Annotated in this window: 23 protein-coding genes and 1 tRNA gene; 10 read left to right on the forward strand and 14 right to left on the reverse strand. The window is 40.0% G+C overall.

What is annotated here, in order from left to right; all coding sequences use genetic code 11:
- From pfkB to J2S25_RS00595, 3 genes are all read right to left on the reverse strand, one after another.
- Complete coding sequence (pfkB, locus tag J2S25_RS00585) at positions 1 to 915, reverse strand: 1-phosphofructokinase (RefSeq protein ID WP_044392485.1); 915 nt, start codon at positions 913 to 915, stop codon at positions 1 to 3.
- Positions 912 to 1,664, reverse strand: coding sequence for a DeoR/GlpR family DNA-binding transcription regulator (locus tag J2S25_RS00590; protein WP_307190966.1), 753 nt, complete (start codon positions 1,662 to 1,664; stop codon positions 912 to 914). The genes pfkB and J2S25_RS00590 overlap by 4 nt, the downstream gene beginning before the upstream one ends.
- Before the next feature lie 133 nt (positions 1,665 to 1,797).
- Positions 1,798 to 2,427: a LysE family transporter gene (locus tag J2S25_RS00595; RefSeq protein WP_307190967.1), complete on the reverse strand. Its 630-nt coding sequence runs from the start codon at positions 2,425 to 2,427 to the stop codon at positions 1,798 to 1,800.
- Positions 2,428 to 2,565: 138 nt separating this feature from the next.
- Here J2S25_RS00595 and J2S25_RS00600 point away from each other — a divergent pair.
- Positions 2,566 to 2,649, forward strand: a tRNA-Leu gene (locus tag J2S25_RS00600).
- A 234-nt stretch (positions 2,650 to 2,883) separates the two neighbouring features.
- Here the strand turns inward: J2S25_RS00600 and J2S25_RS00605 are convergent.
- Positions 2,884 to 3,090, reverse strand: a complete 207-nt coding sequence (locus J2S25_RS00605) for a cold-shock protein (protein ID WP_044392481.1) — start codon at positions 3,088 to 3,090, stop codon at positions 2,884 to 2,886.
- Between the two features lie 375 nt (positions 3,091 to 3,465).
- On the opposite strand from J2S25_RS00605, the gene J2S25_RS00610 reads away from it, so the two are divergent.
- Both J2S25_RS00610 and J2S25_RS00615 read left to right on the forward strand, forming a co-directional pair.
- Positions 3,466 to 4,086 carry a LysE family transporter gene (locus J2S25_RS00610; protein ID WP_044392479.1) on the forward strand — a complete coding sequence of 207 codons (621 nt, stop codon included), beginning with the start codon at positions 3,466 to 3,468 and terminating at the stop codon, positions 4,084 to 4,086.
- Between the two features lie 80 nt (positions 4,087 to 4,166).
- Positions 4,167 to 4,472: a DUF6509 family protein gene (locus tag J2S25_RS00615; RefSeq protein WP_044392477.1), complete on the forward strand. Its 306-nt coding sequence runs from the start codon at positions 4,167 to 4,169 to the stop codon at positions 4,470 to 4,472.
- Between the two features lie 36 nt (positions 4,473 to 4,508).
- Here the strand turns inward: J2S25_RS00615 and J2S25_RS00620 are convergent, their stop codons facing one another.
- The 4 genes from J2S25_RS00620 to ku all read right to left on the reverse strand — a co-directional run bounded on the left by J2S25_RS00620 (position 4,509) and on the right by ku (position 7,380).
- A complete protein-coding gene (locus J2S25_RS00620) occupies positions 4,509 to 4,856 on the reverse strand; it encodes a cytosolic protein (protein WP_307191040.1) in 348 nt (115 codons plus the stop codon).
- Between the two features lie 79 nt (positions 4,857 to 4,935).
- On the reverse strand, positions 4,936 to 5,433 hold the full coding sequence (locus J2S25_RS00625; RefSeq protein ID WP_307190968.1) for a metallophosphoesterase family protein: 498 nt from the start codon (positions 5,431 to 5,433) through the stop codon (positions 4,936 to 4,938).
- A gap of 127 nt (positions 5,434 to 5,560) precedes the next feature.
- Entirely contained in the window at positions 5,561 to 6,058 is a 498-nt protein-coding gene (locus tag J2S25_RS00630) for a GreA/GreB family elongation factor (protein ID WP_307190969.1), read from the reverse strand.
- A 467-nt stretch (positions 6,059 to 6,525) separates the two neighbouring features.
- Complete coding sequence (ku, locus tag J2S25_RS00635; protein WP_044395782.1) at positions 6,526 to 7,380, reverse strand: non-homologous end joining protein Ku; 855 nt, start codon at positions 7,378 to 7,380, stop codon at positions 6,526 to 6,528.
- A gap of 128 nt (positions 7,381 to 7,508) precedes the next feature.
- On the opposite strand from ku, the gene J2S25_RS00640 reads away from it, so the two are divergent.
- Complete coding sequence (locus J2S25_RS00640) at positions 7,509 to 9,341, forward strand: DNA ligase D (protein ID WP_439117478.1); 1,833 nt, start codon at positions 7,509 to 7,511, stop codon at positions 9,339 to 9,341.
- A 46-nt stretch (positions 9,342 to 9,387) separates the two neighbouring features.
- Here J2S25_RS00640 and dapF read toward each other — a convergent pair whose 3' ends face one another.
- The 3 genes from dapF to J2S25_RS00655 form a co-directional block, all read right to left on the reverse strand.
- Positions 9,388 to 10,368 carry a diaminopimelate epimerase gene (gene dapF, locus J2S25_RS00645; RefSeq protein ID WP_044395784.1) on the reverse strand — a complete coding sequence of 327 codons (981 nt, stop codon included), beginning with the start codon at positions 10,366 to 10,368 and terminating at the stop codon, positions 9,388 to 9,390.
- Positions 10,369 to 10,499: 131 nt separating this feature from the next.
- Complete coding sequence (locus J2S25_RS00650; protein ID WP_307190971.1) at positions 10,500 to 11,291, reverse strand: hypothetical protein; 792 nt, start codon at positions 11,289 to 11,291, stop codon at positions 10,500 to 10,502.
- 170 nt (positions 11,292 to 11,461) lie between these two features.
- Positions 11,462 to 11,782 (reverse strand): DUF4870 domain-containing protein, encoded by a 321-nt coding sequence (locus J2S25_RS00655; protein ID WP_307190972.1) that lies wholly within the window; start codon positions 11,780 to 11,782, stop codon positions 11,462 to 11,464.
- A 434-nt stretch (positions 11,783 to 12,216) separates the two neighbouring features.
- Here J2S25_RS00655 and J2S25_RS00660 point away from each other — a divergent pair, with 434 nt between their 5' ends.
- Complete coding sequence (locus tag J2S25_RS00660) at positions 12,217 to 12,777, forward strand: GNAT family N-acetyltransferase (protein WP_044395790.1); 561 nt, start codon at positions 12,217 to 12,219, stop codon at positions 12,775 to 12,777.
- 46 nt (positions 12,778 to 12,823) lie between these two features.
- Here the strand turns inward: J2S25_RS00660 and J2S25_RS00665 are convergent, their stop codons facing one another.
- Positions 12,824 to 13,600 carry an SDR family oxidoreductase gene (locus J2S25_RS00665; protein ID WP_044395792.1) on the reverse strand — a complete coding sequence of 259 codons (777 nt, stop codon included), beginning with the start codon at positions 13,598 to 13,600 and terminating at the stop codon, positions 12,824 to 12,826.
- Positions 13,601 to 13,756: 156 nt separating this feature from the next.
- On the opposite strand from J2S25_RS00665, the gene J2S25_RS00670 reads away from it, so the two are divergent.
- Positions 13,757 to 14,227 carry an Hsp20/alpha crystallin family protein gene (locus tag J2S25_RS00670; RefSeq protein WP_044395797.1) on the forward strand — a complete coding sequence of 157 codons (471 nt, stop codon included), beginning with the start codon at positions 13,757 to 13,759 and terminating at the stop codon, positions 14,225 to 14,227.
- 220 nt (positions 14,228 to 14,447) lie between these two features.
- Here the strand turns inward: J2S25_RS00670 and J2S25_RS00675 are convergent, their stop codons facing one another.
- Positions 14,448 to 15,254, reverse strand: a complete 807-nt coding sequence (locus tag J2S25_RS00675) for a CAP domain-containing protein (protein WP_044394684.1) — start codon at positions 15,252 to 15,254, stop codon at positions 14,448 to 14,450.
- 581 nt (positions 15,255 to 15,835) lie between these two features.
- On the opposite strand from J2S25_RS00675, the gene J2S25_RS00680 reads away from it, so the two are divergent.
- The 4 genes from J2S25_RS00680 to J2S25_RS00695 all read left to right on the forward strand — a co-directional run bounded on the left by J2S25_RS00680 (position 15,836) and on the right by J2S25_RS00695 (position 18,429).
- Positions 15,836 to 16,039 carry a DUF1657 domain-containing protein gene (locus tag J2S25_RS00680; RefSeq protein ID WP_044394689.1) on the forward strand — a complete coding sequence of 68 codons (204 nt, stop codon included), beginning with the start codon at positions 15,836 to 15,838 and terminating at the stop codon, positions 16,037 to 16,039.
- A 245-nt stretch (positions 16,040 to 16,284) separates the two neighbouring features.
- The gene (gene spoVAD / locus J2S25_RS00685; RefSeq protein ID WP_044394691.1) at positions 16,285 to 17,295 is read left to right on the forward strand and encodes a stage V sporulation protein AD; all 1,011 of its coding nucleotides are present in this window, start codon (positions 16,285 to 16,287) and stop codon (positions 17,293 to 17,295) included.
- Between the two features lie 34 nt (positions 17,296 to 17,329).
- Positions 17,330 to 17,536, forward strand: coding sequence for a DUF1657 domain-containing protein (locus tag J2S25_RS00690; protein ID WP_044394693.1), 207 nt, complete (start codon positions 17,330 to 17,332; stop codon positions 17,534 to 17,536).
- A 32-nt stretch (positions 17,537 to 17,568) separates the two neighbouring features.
- A complete protein-coding gene (locus J2S25_RS00695; protein ID WP_307190973.1) occupies positions 17,569 to 18,429 on the forward strand; it encodes a DUF421 domain-containing protein in 861 nt (286 codons plus the stop codon).
- A gap of 354 nt (positions 18,430 to 18,783) precedes the next feature.
- On the opposite strand, the gene J2S25_RS00700 is transcribed toward J2S25_RS00695, so the two are convergent.
- The gene (locus J2S25_RS00700) at positions 18,784 to 19,224 is read right to left on the reverse strand and encodes a FixH family protein (protein WP_044394698.1); all 441 of its coding nucleotides are present in this window, start codon (positions 19,222 to 19,224) and stop codon (positions 18,784 to 18,786) included.
- Between the last annotated feature and the right edge of the window lie 47 nt (positions 19,225 to 19,271).

Consider the following 19,271-nt stretch of genomic DNA (forward strand, 5'->3'; position numbering starts at 1 on the left):
TCACTGAAATTTGTGAATTTTCACTTCCGGAAGAAGTGATTCTATTTTTTCTGGTGTACAAAGCCCGATGGAAAAAGCTGTTGCGCTTCCCGATGCAACACTGTATCGAAATGCGTTTGCACGGTCATTCGTTTTTAAGTACTGTGCCAGGAAGCCTGCTACCATTGAATCGCCGGCTCCCACAGAGCTTTTCACTTCCCCTTGTGGAACGCTCGCATGAATGGCACCGGATTCATTTATATAGACAGCACCCATTTCAGCAAGGGAAACGATGACATTTTTTGCTCCTGCCTCAACTAGCTTTTGTCCATAAAAAATGGCGTCCTCCACTTCTGAAATTTCTCTACCGAAAAACTGTCCTAATTCGTGATTGTTTGGTTTTATCAAAAAAGGTTTATACTCAAGCACGGTTTTCAGCAACTCACCTTCTGCATCTATCATCACTTCTGCCCCTGTTTCTTTGCAGATTTGAACGATATCCTGATAAATCGTTTGTGGCATGCTAGATGGAATGCTCCCGGCAAGGATCAGGTAATCTCCTTTTCCAAGCTGTTTTATCTGATCTTTTAATAATCCAATTTCAAGGGTGGAAATTTCAGGTCCTCGTGCATTAATTTCCGTTTCTTTTTCTGCCTTCAGTTTAATATTGATTCTTGTATCTCCCCCAACTTTGACAAAGTTGGTATATATGCCTTCCTTATGGAGGAACTCTTCCACATATTTGCCTGTAAAACCGCCCAAAAAGCCCGTCGCCTTGCTCTCCACTCCAAGAGAGCGGAGAACTCTTGAAACATTGATTCCTTTCCCGCCTGGTAGTTTGGTTTCATAGGAAGTTCTATTCAAAGCTCCAAGTACAATCTCACCTGCTTCAATGATATAATCGACAGATGGATTTAGTGTTAATGTATAGATCATGGTGTCACGACCTTTATAGTAGTTTTGCTGGTATATTGCCCTTTCGTATCTTCATCTAGACTATTTGTAATAATTGCCGCTTCCTGCAAATCCGCTATTTTAGCAAATGTGATTTCCGAGAATTTACTTTCGTCTGCCAGGACATACGTTTCTCGTGACAAGAAAATTGCTTTGGATTTAATCATTGCTTCCTCCTGGTCTGGCGTTGTAAATCCAGAATGAGGATGAATGCCATTGACGCCTAGAAAACATTTATCAAACCGATATTGTTCGAGACTAGCCACCGCTCCTCTGCCAATTACTGCATTTGTCTTCGGCTTCGCATAACCGCCGATCACGTAGGTTTCAATATTCCTATCCATCAGTTCCGGCAAATGCATCAATCCGTTGGTAACCACTACAATATCCTTGGCAGGCAGGAAAGGAATCATTTCCTTAATTGTCGACCCTGCATCAAGATAAACGCTGTCACCTTCTTCAATCAGACTTGCCGCTAATTTGGCGATTTGCCTTTTTTCATGAAGGTTTTTGGAAGATTTCTCGTTCATGCTCGGTTCCTGAAGTTTTCCTTTAAGCCTTGCTGCACCTCCATGTATCCTCTTCAAGAATTTTTCCTCTTCAAGTACTGTCAGGTCACGCCGTATAGTGGACTCCGAAGCTCCTGTGATATCAAGGAGTTCTTGAATTTTCACGATTGATTTTTCCTTGATTAATTGTAAAATGAGCTGGTGGCGCTCAGGTGTTAACATGAGCCATTCCTCCTATTTTGCTTCGTAAATCCATCATAATGTAATCGATTTCAAAAATCAATCATTTTCTTTCAAAATAAAGCAATATACTTCATTATTTTTAAATATGGTGATTGGTTTTGAACGTTTTTTTTTAAATTAGAGCTTTAATGCCTTGATATCCGAAATACAAACCAAAGCCTATTAACGACATCCCTGAAAATACAGAAATCGTTTTTAAACTGTTATAGGTTAAGAAACGCCTAAAACCAGTCGTGATTGCTGCGATAATTACATCCCAAACTGCTAGTCCCAGGAAAATCATGCTACTGTAGATCAATAAGTCCGCATAGCCATAATTGCTTGCCGTCTTCGCCAGGACTGATCCATAAATCCCTATCCAGAAAAGGATTGATAAAGGACTACTGATGGACAGGATAAATCCTGTTAGGAAGCATTTAAACAGTGATTCTCTTCCCCTACTTGAAGCAAGTTGAATGCTATTGGCCTTTATGATTCCTTCCATCCCAGAGTAAATGAGTACGAAACCGCCAAATAGCCATAAAAAAATTTGAATGATTGGCATGTCCAAAAAATTTACAAGTCCAAGATAGATAAGAAACATGAAAATGGCATCTGCGATCATTGAGCCTGTACCAACAATCCAGGCATGCCAGAATCCATTTTTAATTCCCTTATCCAGCCTTGCTGAATTGACCGGTCCAATTGGGGCAGCAAGAGTTAATCCTAAAAAAATATAACTTGCTAGCAAACTGATACTCAAGTTGTCGTCCTCCAAACACACAGCAAATTTGTAAATTTTATGTCCTGGAAAGGAAGAATAATACTACTTGTACTAGGTTCATAAAAATTTTAATTGAATTCAAATATTTTTATGATATAATTCTTTTATAACTTATTCGCGGGTGTGGCGGAATCGGCAGACGCGCTAGATTCAGGTTCTAGTGGTGGCAACACCGTGGAGGTTCAAGTCCTCTCATCCGCATACAGAAAAGGTGCCTTTTAACATAAGGCACTTTTTTTGTGTTTTTCAGTTAAATATTGCGTTTGATGGTCGCACTTAGAAACCTAGACAAACAGGTTCTTGACAACTTCGCCTCTTTTCCCTTCAAACCTGTCAAACTCGGTATCTAAACACGATCCGATTCGGATAAGCCTAAAAAATTCATATAATTAAAAAAACAGCCCGGATTTTCATCCGGGCTTCTTGTATCAGTTGCTAACCAATTAAATTTTGACTGTGGTTGTTGACCACTTCAATTATCTTGGTCGTTTCCTTCATATCACTTTTGCAAATCGGGCAAGCGGGGATATTGCTGCTTTTAAAGTTATCTCGAACCCAGCAATTGCAATCATCAGCAGTACATTCCCATATTTTCGTTTCTGCAGTGACGATTTCTTCAGGCGGTTTTCTTCCAAATGCCATTTTCCTCACGCTCCTATCATTTTAATCGCGGGCTCTCTCTTTAAGTTAATCCAAAATAAATTCTTGAGAAAACCTTATCATCGTTCGTTTGATAAAAAAATTCATTTATTATAAAAAGCCGGCAATGATACTTTTTATAATAAATGAATGATCCGAAAGTTGATTTCTATTCTATTTTATCATACTTTCTTATTTTTTCCAAAACTGACCTGCGTTTTGATGCTAAACACCACAATAACTAGTATATTCACTTCCTAATTTTTTATTTAAACAAAATTTTATTGGTTTTTTTTATAAAAAAGGTTGTACATCAAGAATCACCTGAATAAAAATAGTACAAGCAAATTACGCTTTCAGGTTTGGAGGTTTGATATATTGGCTGTTTTCCTTGGTTACGTATTCCTTGGCCTGTCACTTGCCGCGCCCATTGGCCCTGTGAATGCTGCACAAATGGACAAAGGGATCAAGTACGGCTTTCTACAGGCATGGCTTTTTGGTCTTGGTGCCTTGACAGCTGATATGTTCTATATGTTTACTGTCTATCTTGGGATTTTTAAGTATCTTGATACGCCATTCATGCAGTCATTCCTCTGGCTTTTCGGATTCTTCGTCTTGCTATATACAGGCATTGAAACAATCACCAATTCAGGAAAAATCATGATGGAGCATCGACAAGGAAACTCAAGTATCAAGTCTTTTTTTTCCGGTTTCTTTATGTCTATTTCTAACCCGCTGACCATATTATTCTGGTTAGGGATTTACGGCTCTGTTCTCGCAAAAACCGCTTCTAGCTATGGAGACGGACAACTTGTTTTTTATAGCTTCGGTATCATCCTCGGTCTCGTTTTATGGGATATTGTAATGGCAGCTATTTCGAGTAGCTTTCGAAAGCTGCTCAAAACAAGGTTATTAACTTTCATTTCCCTTATTTCCGGTGTGTCTCTGATCGGATTTGCCTTCTATTTCGGATATCAGGCGCTTAAATTGTTTCTCTAATTTTTTGAAGACGATACTTGATTGTTTAAGAGCATTTCGATATATAATAGTAAGGACAAAATCAAAAGGATGAGAAAGATATGAAGATTACCGGACATACGGTCGAACTCCTCGAAGATCCATTTGGGCTTCTGACAGGGGACAGATATGAGTATTTCTTAAGTATTGAAGTTGATGAAGACGATGAGCTTTACACGGATAATGGGCTGTTTTTAAAGGTGCTGTTCCTCGTGGACGAGAGCAACAGTCGAATTCTCCAAAGCTACTTTATTGAAAAAGAAACAGAAAAAGTTCTCGATTTTGAGCTCGAGGAAGATGAAGCAGAATTGGTGAGAGCTTATTGCGAACAACATTTGCAGGCACTTCAAGAAACCGAACAGGAATAAACGAACGAAGAGCAGGAAAAAATCCTGCTCTTCTTTTTACACTTCTACTGAGCTTCCTTCCTCGACTATATGATAAATCAGATGGGCGAGGTGTTGAACAGGGCCAAGCTCTCCCTCTTCTTCGTTCAGCTCTTCCGTGAATTCAAGGTCATTCAGATACAGTGCTGAAAATTCATAGAAATCCTTTAGCGTGAACCCGTAGCAATTAGTTGGCATTTCATTGTCGTCTTCGTATTGGAGCATTAAATAGGATACCTTTCCCTCCTTGTCTTCTGCATCAAAGAAAACAAAAAAGCCGATATTTGTGTCCAAGTCAAAAAGATGACGCGTGCCCCCTTCAGTCGCTTGATCGTAATCCTCACTGCCTAATTTTTCGACCTTCATTGTTTCTACCTGATCTTCTGCGTGAAATTTTACATCAAATAGTGTCAAAAAGAATTACACTCCATTCTGCACAGTGGTTTTAATTGCTATCTTCAAAAAAAATATGCTTAGCTATAATTTTTTCCCCGATTGTCAGGATACCATAGGAAAATTCTTTTTGTCTTCTTTTATCTATCGGAGATCCGGGATTAAAGAGGATCACTCCGTTATTTTCCTTTAGAATGGGTATATGTGAATGACCATAAATAATGCAATCAACAGCATCGTCCGCAAAAGCCTCTATTGCCCTTTTTTCAGTCGTCTTCCCTGTGCCATGTCCATGGACAATCCCTATACGGAATTCCCCTATAATGAATAGTTCTTTTGTTTTAAGAAGGCTTTTAAGTTCCCGACCATCCACATTTCCGGTTACCCCGATGGTTGGTGCAAATTGTTGCAGTTGATAATAAAGGTCAACCGTCTGCCAGTCCCCGGCATGGATGATGAAATCACATTCTTCCAAGTCGCGCTTCAGGATCCTCGGTAGCTGAATCGCCTTCCTCGGCATATGAGTATCGGAAATGACAACAACTTTCATGACCGAACGTCCACCTCCTGACGGTTTTCCCTGTTATACTACCCTGGAAAAATCCAGTTTAACCTTATCAATCACTGCCACTTTTAGGATTCAAACTTTATAGCAAAACCAAGACCCCATTTACTTTTCACTTCCCTGCTTCCTCCCAGTTGCGATAAAGTCCTATAACCCTGCATTTGACTTTACCAGAGGGGATGGAAAGAAGCGGTTCCTCTCCCACTTTTAAACCGATAAGTTTTTGGGCAACCGGGGTATCATAATAAATTTTATTTTCATCAATATTTGATTCCCCATATCCGACGATTTCGTATGTTTCTTCCTCTGGATCATCCGGATACTCAAACAAACACTTAACAATGGAACCAATCGAAACTTCCTCTGTATTTCTCTCGTTTACCTCAATTAATTCAGCAGTCTTGTACGTTTGTTGAATGTCGTTAAGTCGGTCCATTACTATCCGCTCATCTTGCTCTAATTTATGAAAATTAGGATTCGCCAATTTATCATCTCCGCAAGCATTGAAAGCACTGTTTTTATCGATGCGTACTTGCTTTAGTTCTTGTTCCAGCCTGGCTATTTGCTGCAGAATCAATTGCTCTCCCGTTTGGGTGATTTTAACTGCCATGTTACACTCCTTCACCTGATAAATTTTATTTGCTAATCTTACCATATGCCAGGATATTTTGCTTAATTAACGTATCCAGAAGATAGATTGGTACATCTGTAACCTATCCAAAGGAATCATTGAGGAAGAAGAACAATTGGCAGTCGATACTACACATGTCGAAGAGAGTCACCTACATTGCTCATAAAGGTTAGATTGTGGCTCGTATTGTTAAAGTGATCAAACCACTCCAACCGTCGATAAAAATGCGACAACCGTTGATATTTTCTCTCTAACCGTCGATAAAACCGCCATAACCGTTGATATTTTCTCTCTAACCGTCGATAACGCCTATAGTCGCTCTTACATCTCTCTTTTCAGTCCATTCACACCCCTCAAAACCAATAGAATCATTAAAACCCCGGTTTATAAATTCTGATTTTATGATAAAAACCGGCCATCATAAAAGCCAGGCCGGCATAAGTTCATCAGGCTTGTTTCTTTTCCTTTGCCTTTGGTTTTATGGCTGTTTTCTTTTTCTTTGCAGCGGCAGGTTCCTTCTTTGCTTCTGGCTTTGTTCGGTCAATAGAAGCCTGCAAAGCTGCCATTAGATCTGTCACATTGGATACAGGCTCTTTTTCTGTTGGTATCACCAGTTCTTTGCCGGTGCGTTTTGCTTCAATCAAGTCTAATAATGCTGTCCGATATTCGTCTTTATATTTATCTGGTTCAAATTCGGTGGTCAATTGATCAATGAGCATGATGGCTGTTTCCAGCTCTTTTTCGGTCACCTTATCATCCGAAGGGACGTTTGGAACATCCACGGTTTTCCTGACTTCATCTGGGAAATGAATTGTTTCCATGACCAAGGTGTTATCATATACCCGGATTACAGCTAATTGTTCCTTGGCACGAATCATGATTTTCGCAATACCTACCTTCTGTGATTCCTCCAGTGCCTTTCTTAACAGAGAATAGGCTTTTCCGCCGCTCTCATTTGGTGAGATAAAATAGCTTCGTTCAAAATAAATTGGGTCAATTTGGGCTATTTTCACAAAATCAATAATTTCAACGGCCTTGTCTTCATTTTCTTTCCTCAATGCTTCTAAATCTTCCTCTTCAAGGATGACAAACTTCCCTTTCGTGTACTCATACGCTTTGACAATGTCTTCATTCTTCACTTCTTTGTCACAAACCGGACATGTTTTTTCATATTTAATCGGCGAGTGGCAGTCTTTATGAAGTGTTCGAAGCTTAATGTCTTTATCCTCCGTTGCAGCATGAAGCTTGATTGGGATATTAACAAGCCCAAAGCTGATGCTCCCCTTCCAAATTGTATGCATGGCATTCTCCACCTTATCTTTTTAATACTAACTTGCTTCATAATTCATAAATCATTCATGAAAACATTACTAGTTTGCACGCAAACTGGGACAATATAAATAAGACCGACGAAAGGATGGGTAGAATGCTGAAACCGATGCTCCCAACACTTGCATTTGAAGCACCCCGGGGAGAAAAATGGCGTTATGAAGTTAAATATGATGGCTTTCGAGCGCAATTGTCCTGGGATCATGAAATCGAAATGACAAGCAGGAATGGGAAGGAGTTGCTGCCATTGTTCCCGGAAATCTCTGACTTCCTTCACGCTAATAAGGAGAGGTTTGCGCCCTATTTGCCACTGACTTTTGATGCCGAACTTGTTTCCCTTGAAAACCCGTATAAAGCAAACTTTGGAGCCATCCAAATTAGGGGAAGGATGAGGTCTCAGGAAAGAATCAGGGCGGAATCAACGAGAAATCCTTGCCGGCTGATGGTTTTTGACCTTCTAAAAATAAAAGGAAAAAGTTTGACGAGTGAGAGTTACCAAAACAGACGCAATCAGCTCAACAATTTATTCACACAACTTGAGTTGCCTCCATCTCCGAGCCCTCAACATCCGGAGCTTTTACAGCTTGTTGGCAGTGAAACAAATCTGGATAGCTTATGGGAAATAGTTGTTATGTATGACGGTGAGGGAATCATTGCAAAACAAGTCAATAGCAAATGGGAGGAAGGAAAACGTACACAGACATGGGTAAAAACAAAAAACTGGAAATATGTCTCCTGTTTTGTGACTGCTTATGAAAAAGCAAATGGATATTTTTATCTCTCTGTTTATAAAGGGCAGGAATTACACCAAATAGGGCTAGTAGTCTTCGGCTTTAAGCCTGAGGAAAAAAATTCTCTTCAGCAGATCATCAAGCAGAACAAAAGCCGTGAAGATCATCAATTCATCTATGTGGAGCCAGCAATCTGTCTGGAAGTAAAATACCTTGAAATCTATGAGAACCAGCTCCGTGAGCCCCATTTCCATCAATTCAGGTTTGATTTAACTCCAGCAGCCTGTACGTATGAAAAATTTATTCTTCAGCAAAAGAATCTGCCCAAGAATTCGGAAATCACGCATCCTGACAAACAGCTTTGGGAAGATCCGCCAATCCAAAAGATTGATTATATCCATTATTTAAGGGAAATCTCGCCGTATATGCTTCCTTTCCTTAAAGATAGGCATTTAACAGTAATCCGTTTTCCGCATGGCATGTTCGGAGAAGCCTTTTACCAAAAAAACGTCCCTGATTATGCACCGAAGTTTGTCCAAACTTCCCATTGGGAAGGCATTGAGTACATTGTCTGCAACAATATGCAGACACTTTTATGGCTGGGGAACCAAATTGCCGTCGAATTTCATATTCCTTTTCAAACGATCCATAGCAAAGGGCCGGAAGAAATCGTTTTCGATCTTGATCCTCCGTCAAGGGAATATTTCCATCTGGCAATTAAAGCTGCGATGGATATTAAGGAAGTCCTTGATGAACTAAAGCTGATCAGTTTTCTAAAAACATCAGGAAACAAAGGACTACAAATTTACATTCCACTTCCTTCCAATAAATACAGCTATGATGACACCAGATTGTTTACCACTTTTATCGCCAACTATCTCGTCTCAAAGGACCCTGATTCTTTCACGATCGAAAGGCTGAAAAAAAACAGAGGCAACAGGCTGTATGTCGATTATATCCAGCATGCGGAAGGCAAAACGATTGTCAGCCCCTATTCCGCCCGAGGACAATCTCATGCCGGTGTGGCAACACCACTCTTTTGGGAAGAAGTGACCGAGGACTTGAAAATCGAGGATTTCCATCTCGGAGCGATTATCGAACGTGTAAAAAAGTTAGGCTGCCCGTTCCGAACTTACTTTGCTGCAAAAGCCGAGCAGGATTTCGAGCCAGTTTTAGACATATTAAAAAAGAAAAAATCCTGAAGCGGACCGTCAGGATTTTTTCTAGCCTTGAATATGTCTATGCTTTTTAAAATCTGCTGAGATACTTTTTGGCATGCTCCTGCAGCTTTTCATATTGTGCATCTTCATGGAAGTTTTCCTGTTCAAAAATTTCCGTAAGGATTCCATCGACAGTAAAATCAACGTCCATCTTGGCGGAATAGACAAAGGTTGCGTTGCCAATCAAGTCAATGGTGAAGGTATCACCCTTCTTATGGACTGCACACCGTACCATTCCACCATTGTTGTACACATCAATTGGCTGTTCCCATTCATTTTCATTCATCAAGCATGTAACAAGAGTGGAGGCCGACATTGCTGTGCCACAGGCGTTTGTATAGCCGACGCCTCGCTCATACGTCCTGACAAAAATACTTCCCTTTTCCAGTAGCCTGATAAAGCTGACATTCACTCCATCAGGAAATAAATCATTAGGCTGGTTCACTTTTACACTAAGTTCAGTCTGCAAATTAGAATCTAACTGTTCTTTGCTAACAATGGTTGTTAAGTGCGGATTAGGAACCGCCAGCGCTGTGAATGTTAATTCGTCTGACAATCCTGGAATCTTCTCCTGGAGTAGGGTATCCTGTTCCAGATTTAATGGCAAATCCTTCAAATGAAAAGTGACCGGAGAAATTTCTACTTGATAGGTTGGAATACCACTGAAAATTTCTTCATGCTTCCTGACCTTCAGGTTAGCTTTCAGCGTTTCAATGACTGCTTCCTCCACTCCCAGCTTCTCGCATACATACCTGCCAGCACAACGAAGACCATTTCCGCACATCGATGCTTCCGTACCGTCCGAATTAAAAATGCGGTATTGCGCCTCCGCGACCTTGCTAGGACGGATGAACAGGATACCATCTGCCCCCAGCGAGTTTTCCCGGTCACATAGCGCCAACGCTAAATCCCGCCTTTTAAAGTCATCCAATTGATAATTGCGATCACTTTCATCAATCAGCAAGAAATCATTATTCGATCCATGGCATTTTATTAAATCAATCAACATTTTTACGCCCCCAAAATCCTTCGTTATATTACAAGATGCCATAAATATCGGAATTGTTCAATAGAATCGCTGTCTTGCAGCAAATTATCCATCTTTTTTCAGAAAATTCACAGCGTGGGAAACTTTTCAAACTAATGATCGTAATACATATAGCGAATGGCAAGAGCAGCAAATACTGTTAGCCGCTCATCCTTACTTAAATGATAGTCGAAGGCAAGTACGGGTGTATTTGCCTCTTTAAAGTACTGAGTCCACTCAAGGGGCATCCAGCCCGTTTGAAGTCTGGCCGCGACCCCCCCTTCTGTCCGTATCAGCTTCATATCATGGTGCAGGCCGAAGCATTCTTCGACTTTCAATTTTTTTCCGTTGTTTACAAACGCCATGCCAGTAGTACCCGACTGCTTTCTACGTGGATAAAATAACCCGATGACTTCCCCTTGTGAATTCCGTAATTTCAACCTTCTCCCCTCTTCGGAGAGGCTGCCTTCCATCTTCCCACGAAAGTCATAAATTCCAATCTGCTTCCTGATTTTTTTATCAACAAAGCCAGGGAGGAACCAGCGGTATTTCCTAACTTTGACTTCTCTCAGTTCCCCTGCAGGCATCCCATCAGGAGTAAACAATAGCATTCTTAAAGCAGGTGCAGGAGCAAAAGCTAGAAGAAGGCTGTTTTGCTCGAATAGTTGTTTATCGTGATAGCAGGAAACTGGGATAGGTGTCCCTTCTGTCTTATTTTTATACGCTATAAAACCAATATAATGGATCAGGCTGACAGCCAGAAAAGGAGTCGAAACAAGGAAAAAAGGCAACTCCCAGGCAAGGATTAGACTGAACGTTACAGTCACCAAAAGAATTACAGCTGATAAGATAGAACTATTTAAATGATGATAGGCCTTTTGTTGGTAAAACTCCCGGATACTCATATCTATTATCTCCTTGAAGAAAATCTATTTCATCATTCTATGTCTATTATTTAAGGCGACAAGTCATGCTAGATTTTTCTGAAAGAAACAAAGCTGATGGTTATCCTATACGGAGGTAAAAAAAACGATTCGGCAGGAATACTGCCGAATCAAGGAAACATCTTTTTTACCTACAAAATCCTAAAGATGAAGGGAATTCGATATTCCTTCCCTTCATAAGCTTTTATTGCACCCATAATCGTGAATATCACCGCCAATATCCCGATGATCCACAACATAAAAATTCCAATCAGCAAAATGACAAGAATACCGCTGACAATTCCATATACAGTATAAGAAATAAAAAAGTTCATATATTCTCTTCCGTGGTAATCAATATAGCTAGAATCATCTTTTTTTATAAGCCAGATAATGAGTGGTCCTAAAAACGCGGTGAAAAAGCTGATTAAATAAATTCCGGCTGCAAAAAGCCGTTCATCATTTCTTGGCATAGTCGTTCCCCCTTAAATTCCTATAGTTAACTATACGAAATGGCTGTAAAAAAGTTTCATGTTTGCCGAACTTTTTCATTATAATCGCACCGTAGTTGGCTTTCCAGTTTGGAAAATCTGTAAAGGAAATGGAAGCAAATTATTTATCAAAAATAGTCGAAAAGCAGTGTAGATTTTTGGCAAAAAAACGCAGAAAAAAAAGATAAAAAACCTATTTGCTTTTTTGTGATTATCATGTAATATACTTCTTGGAAATACAATTTAATAAAGCAATATGATTAGGGAAGGCAAATGGTGCGCCACCAGTATCCTGGTTCTAGTGGGTTCGATTCCCACCCCGGAATTTTTTAGCAACTTACAAAAAATTTCGAGGGTGGCCGTACAGTACATTCGTACGCGTACGGGACAGGACTGCCCTGTGTGGAGGGATACTAATGCTCAAGAAACGTGATCTTCATGATTGTCACGAGTTATTTGAGCTGATGGCGCATCCGGACGTCTTTCCTTTTGTGCGTCAAAAGGCCAATTCTTATGAAGAATTCGTATTTATTACGAAACAAACGATGGAAGCGGAAGAACAGGGTAAACTGATTTCTCGAACGATCCTTGATGAATGGGGCGCACCGATTGGCACAATAAATCTTTATGACATTCAGGAAGGCGCTGGATTTTTAGGTACATGGCTAGGCAAGCCTTATCACGGCAAGGGCTATAATAATTTGGCAAAGGATGCCTTTTTTCAGGAATTATTTTATGAGCTGGGGATTGAGACGATTTTCATGAGGATCAGGAAAGTGAATGTCCGCTCTCTCAAGGCTGCAGAGAAGCTGCCTTATGCTGTGAAAGCAAACGATACACGAAAAAATATTTACGAACAACTAAATGCTGCCGGAGATGTTTATGACCTTTTTGAAATTCCAAAAGATCAATATACGCTTTATCTTAAGAGATTTGTTCCCCAGGAAGAAGAAACTTCACAATTACTGGAAGCATAAAGAAAACGCCCTTTTCGGGCGTTTTTTCTATTTTGAATGATCACATTTATTTTTCCCGAAAGATTTTACCTAAAACATCCTTTCCGCCAGTGATCGGAATGATACTGCCAGTTATAAAACTGGATTGTTCGTTCGCCAGGAAGCTGATGACTCTTGACACATCTTGTCCGGTACCCGGCCTACCTACCGGAACAGTTGGATCCGCAGTATAAAGGGAAGCTTCGATTGTTTTCTCCTTCCAATCACCAATGATGTCTCCAGGACAGACCATATTTGCAGTAATGCCATTCTCTGCCTCTTCTAGCGCAATCGTTTTTGTCAATGAAGCCAAGCCGGATTTAGCGGCTGCAAATGCAGACCTGTAAATCCAGCCAGGAGCTGACTCGACCCTGTCAAAACCAACCGTAATAATTCTCCCCCACTTCCGCTCTCTCATTGAGGGAATGATAAGAGTTGATAAATAAAAAACAGCGTTCAAATTTCCATTAATAATATAATTCCACTCATCAATGCCATACTCCCCCATTTTTTTTCTTTCAGAGACATATGGTCCTGCATTATGAACGACAATATCAATGGCAGAGAAATCCTTTAATGCGTCAGCAACAATTTTTCTGCATGCCTCATATTCCGTAATATCCCCTTGAATGCAAATATTCCTTGTACTATACCTCTCTGTTAAATAGGCAGCGAGCTCTAACGCTTCATTTTTGCTGTTTCGGTAATTGATGATTACGTTGATTCCTTCGGCGGCAAGCTGCTGGGCTGTCCGTCTTCCGATTCCGACCGCACCCCCGGTAATTAAAGCTGTTTTATTTTTCACAATATATACTCCTCATCTTCGTTAGACTCCTTATCCCTATACTAAAAAGAAGCTGCCTGTTTTGCAACTTTTAGCATGACTCTCATTTTAACCTCTGGGCAGCTGCCTGCATATACTATCCATATCGATGATGGGCTGATTGAAAGGCGGGATATAATGTTTCCATGGAATATGTTTCCGTTCGATAAAAATTCACAGAGGAAGTTTCTGGAGATGAAACCGGAAGAAATAGAGAACTATGTTCAACAAATGATGGGAAAAATGCTCCAGCCGGATATAAAAGGGATGTTTAAGCCTGAAGATTGGTTAAAAGGAATGCAGCAGCAAAGCACTCCGCCATCAGATACACCGACAGATCAACTGAATGTCGACATTTTCGAAACCCATGACTTTGTATATGTCAGAATTCCGTTAAAAAGTGACTGGCTTAATAAAATGAAGCTGTTCTACACAACAAATCAAGTAATTATAGAACATATACCCGAATTGGATGATAAACACACCGTTGTATTGCCTGCAACTGTGAAGCGCAAGGGGGCATCCGCAACCCATCGCGATGGAGTAGTAGAGCTTCGTTTGCCAAAAAGCGTTGATCTCCAATTTTCCGAAATCGACATTTCCACTTAAGAAAAGCGCAAGCGCCTTGGTCAGCCCCGACAAGCGCTGGAGGGCCGACCGGTGAAGTCGTTCTTTGACTTCATTGGGCGGACCGAAGCGACTCGAGGGGCTAGGCGCTGGAGCTGGATTAAGAAAACCACAAGTAGTTATCCACAACTAAATAATTTTATCATTTCCTAAACAGTAAAAAAGAACAGCCAGTTGTAGGCTGTTCTCCTTTTGGATTGAATTACTTACCAATGAACATTTGAGTCCAGTAATTGCCGTTGGCTACATGGCCTACACCGATGTGAGTGTAGCTTGAGTTAAGAATATTAGCACGGTGACCTGAACTGTTCATCCATGCTTTCACTACCTCTTCAGGTGTTGGCTGGCCCATGGCAATATTTTCACCAGCTGATCGATAGTTGATGCCAAACTGTTTCATCATATCAAATGGAGAACCGTAAGTCGGGCTTGTATGGCTGAAATAGCCCTTGCTTTGCATATCACGTGACTTTTCCCTGGCCACTTTGCTCAATTCTGTATCAAGTGCAAGTGGTTTTAAGCCGTTCTTAGCTCTCTCCTGATTCGTTAGCTCCACTACTTTTTGTTCATAGGCACTTACAGCTGATGAAGCAGGTGCTTTCACTGCTGATTCCTGTGAAGGAGACTTAGCTGGTGCCTGTACCGGTGCAGGTGCTTGCGCTTTTGCTGGTTTTTGAACTGGTGCAGGTGCTTGCGCTTTTGCTTCCTTTTGGACCGGTGCAGGTGCTTTTGCTGGTTCCTGCACCTTTACAGGCTTCTCTGCTTTATTCGGTTGAGGAGCTGCTTGCTTCTGAATATTCTTTTGAACTGGTGCTGCTTGCTTCCAAGAGATTTGATAATTCTTGAAATACTTTTGCAGAATAGATTCTACATTCATATTATTGAGGTTCCCGCTTTGATAATAGTAAACCTTTGTCTGTATAGTTGATGCATCTGCTTTATTCATTGCTGGATTGGCAGCGAATAATGCCGCAGCTGCTGCTACCGAAAGAATCAATTTCGTTTTCATTCTTCAATTCCTCCCAAAATATGATTTTTTTCTTTCTGTCTTGCAAACTCATCATATCATGGTTTTTTTGTAATAAACCTGGTTATAAATAGCAATAATACTATTCTATCAAAATATTATTTGAAATATATTCCTGTGCCGCGATAGGAAAGGGATTTCTAATTATTTGCTGGTAGTAAAGTTTTTCTGTTTTTACATTAATTATCCAAGTAAACCTCGAAAAGGAAAAACAAAGGTATTGACACATTTTTTATTCAGTAGCTATTTTGACTTTTTTTTCATTCTTATTACAAACATTAAAAATTTGGCTACGGAAGAAGATTTCGTCGATCCCATAGACTCTTTTTCCTTTATTAAGTTTCAAACCGTACCCATACCTATATTAAATTTAGTAAAGACCGTCCATAAAGGGTGGTCTTTTAATGTTTTCATGGAATCTAAGAAATGATAGTGAATCAATGTTCATTGCCTTTGATCTATTTCGTTTCCCATAAATTACTAAATACAAGTTTACATAAACACCATCCAAAAAGAAACAATACAATTGGTAAGTATTCAATAAAAGAAAGAAGGAACTTAAAATGACAACAATAAATGACGTTAAGACTGCTCTAGCGGGATTGAAAAGTGCGCAGGCTAGTTTCGAAACATTTGCGCTAGGTACTGATAATGAACAAGCAAAACAGCTTTATAAACAAGCTGCTCAACAAACACAAACGATTGTTGATAGTATTTCTCCACGTGTTCAAGAAATTGAACAAGAAGAACCTCAATACAAAGAATAGAACGATATCCAAAAGGTTAGTTGATTCAATCAATCAACCAACCTTTTGGATACTTCAATTTGATCGGTTTCAACTAAAGATCATTGAAAGAAACGGAAACCATACTTAGAAAAGAAGAAAAAGCATGATGAAAGAGAGGCAGATATGTCAAATAAGCAAAAGAAACAATTAACACCTGTTCAACAGGAGTATCAAACCCCTGAAAATCAAATCAAAACGATACTTATACAGTGGGGTGGTTTGTGATGTTAACGGGGCATCGCACATGGGTCTTTGATCAAAAGCCCGTTATTATCTCAACTGGAACGGTTGGCGGACCATTTGAAGCAGATGGATTACTTGCTGATGATTTTGATATCCTCCATTCAGACTTATGGCTTGCACAAGATTCCTACGAGAAAGCCCATAGGGTTCTTATTGAAGAAGCCTGTCAAAGAGCTATGGAGAAGGCCAAGCTTCAAAAGGAACAAATTCAATTTTTCCTTGGGGGAGACCTTATTAATCAGATTACTCCTACAAGCTTTGCTTGCCGAACACTAGGTACACCTTACCTAGGATTGTTTGGTGCCTGTTCTACCTCAATGGAGGGACTGGCGCTAGGAGCCTATCTTGTAAACACAAAAGGAGCCAATTATTTGTTAACGGGGGCTTCAAGTCATAACACTTCGGTTGAAAAACAGTTCCGTTATCCGACTGAGTATGGGGGGCAAAAACCTCCTACTGCACAATGGACGGTGACAGGTGCAGGGGTCGCATTATTAAGTGATACCGGAGATGGGCCACGTGTTACGTCTGCTACAATAGGACGTGTCATTGATATGGGATTGACTGATCCATTTAATATGGGGGGAGCGATGGCTCCAGCAGCCGTCGATACGATTGAGGCCCATTTAACCGAACGAAAGCTTGATCCCTCCTATTATGATTTAATTGTAACGGGAGATCTCGGTCGAATTGGACACGAAGTTTCACTTGAATTATTTAAAACGCATGGAACCCCTATACAGGAAGAACAGTATCAGGATTGTGGGCTAATGATATACCGTGAGGGACAGCCGGTTCTAGCAGGAGCTAGTGGCGCCGGGTGTTCAGCAACGGTTGTATATGGTCATTTATTAAACCGTATGAAAAAGGGTGAATTTAAACGAATATTAGTTGTAGCCACTGGGGCTTTATTGTCACCGTTAAGCTTTCAGCAAAATGAAACGATCCCTTGTATCGCTCATGCGGTGTCGATTGAATATGGAGATGAATAACGCTCATGAACCCAAAGGATAAGGAGGATGTAGGATGACTGTAGCATCGAAAGTAAAGCAATCTCTTGCAAGTCTAAAAGGTATTGAAGCTGATTTATCCAGTTTAGCGTTACGGACACAGGACTATGAATCAAAGCGTACATTGCATGAAACCATGATGGTCGTACATGAGGTGATAACTGATTTGAAAAAACGAGTTGGGGAATTGGAGCGAGAAGAGTTTCAATACAAAGGCTTTTAAGATAAAACATTCTTTTGTAGGAGGGGTAAGTAGTGCCTGAATGGTTAGATGTGGTAATACGGTCATTATTATTTGTCGTAGTCCTGTTTTTAATCACAAAATGGTTAGGGAAAAAGCAACTTTCTGAACTTTCTTTTTTTGAATATGTTGTAGGTATTACAATTGGAAGTATTGGCGCAGAAGTTATCACAGGACTTGAACGTAACATATTTAATGGGATTATCGGAATCGTGGTCTTCTCAGCAATACCCTTTTTAGCTGATATGCTTTCCTTAAAAAGCAAAACCTTTCGAGATTTCATAGAAGGGAGAGCAACTGTTTTTATTAAAGATGGGAAAATCATGGAGGAGAATTTAAAAAAGGAAAAATACACAACCGATGAGTTGCTAGAATTGCTTCGAAAAAGGGATATATTTAGGGTAGCTGATGTGGAATTTGCATTATTAGAGCCAACTGGAGATCTGAGCGTTATGCTAAAGAAAGAAAATCAACCATTGACCCCGAAAGATGTAAATTTAACTGTTGCATCTGTTAAGGAACCGCAGACCGTCATTATGGATGGAAAAATCTTGGATGAGCCTTTATCCACGATTGGTCGAAACCGGAGTTGGTTAAAAACTGAGCTTGAAAAACAAGGGGTTACCATTGAGAATGTTTTTCTTGGACAGATAGATTCCTATGGACAATTAACTATTGACCTTTTTAATGATAAAATTCAAGTCTCTTCCCCACAAGAAAAAACTTTAATCCTTTCGACTATGAAAAAGTGCCAGGCGGACCTAGAATTGTTCGCTCTTGGAACAGAAGTAAAGGAAGCTAAGCAAATGTATAGCAAAAATAGTAAAAAATTACAAGAAGCCATTAATAAAGTGACCCCTATTTTAAGAGGGTAATGGTTGTTCATTTCATTATGATGCCCGATTAAAAATGTTATTACTTTTATAGTATGCCTAGTCAACATCCACAAAAAATATGCAACGGAAGAACATGTTCTTTTAAATAATTACAAAGAGGTGTTCACAAAGTGAACAACTTATGTTGGTTAACTTCGTTATTCTCAGGTTTCCAATGATGAAAGGTGAACCCTAAGAAGTCAAAATTATCTTTCTTGAAAGTTGACCTCTCGGGTTTTTTCCTTTGAAATTTCTAAGCCCAGCTCGTTTAGTTATTCCTTGGTAACGTCTATTGCCCTCCCAATTGGAACATTAGATTTAGGAAATAATCACAAATCATCTGTGTATATTCAGTTAATCTTTGTCTTCCATTTTCATGTCGGTAGAGCTACCATCTTCTGGCGCACTAGGATTGCCAACAACAAACTCAATTTTCGGCATATTATGCATGCGTCTTGCAGTCACATGCGAAATAATATAGTAAGTCCCTTCTTCTTCAAACGATTTCTTCAATCGATAGATCCCTTTTTCTGCATGTTCTACAACAATTTTTTCATGTTCCTCCGCTTGAGAACGCCAAATCTCAAATTTAACCTCGTCTGCATCTTTTACTTGTTCCGAACCGTAGGAAACTTTCGCCTCGAAGGTAATCTCTTCTCCCTTCTCTGCTCTCTCAGGATTGGCTGTCAGATTGACTTCTAAAAATTGCGGCTCTTCTTCAGGTGGAGCTTGAGTACAAGCTGTTGTTAACAGCCCAAGCACCACCGCTATGATTGTTATCCATATTCGTTTCATTCTTTTTCCCTCTCTTATAGCTTTCTAAAGTACGAACTAATAATTCT

It is taken from the genome of Mesobacillus stamsii, assembly GCF_030814065.1.
GTDB lineage: Bacteria > Bacillota > Bacilli > Bacillales > Cytobacillaceae > Mesobacillus > Mesobacillus stamsii.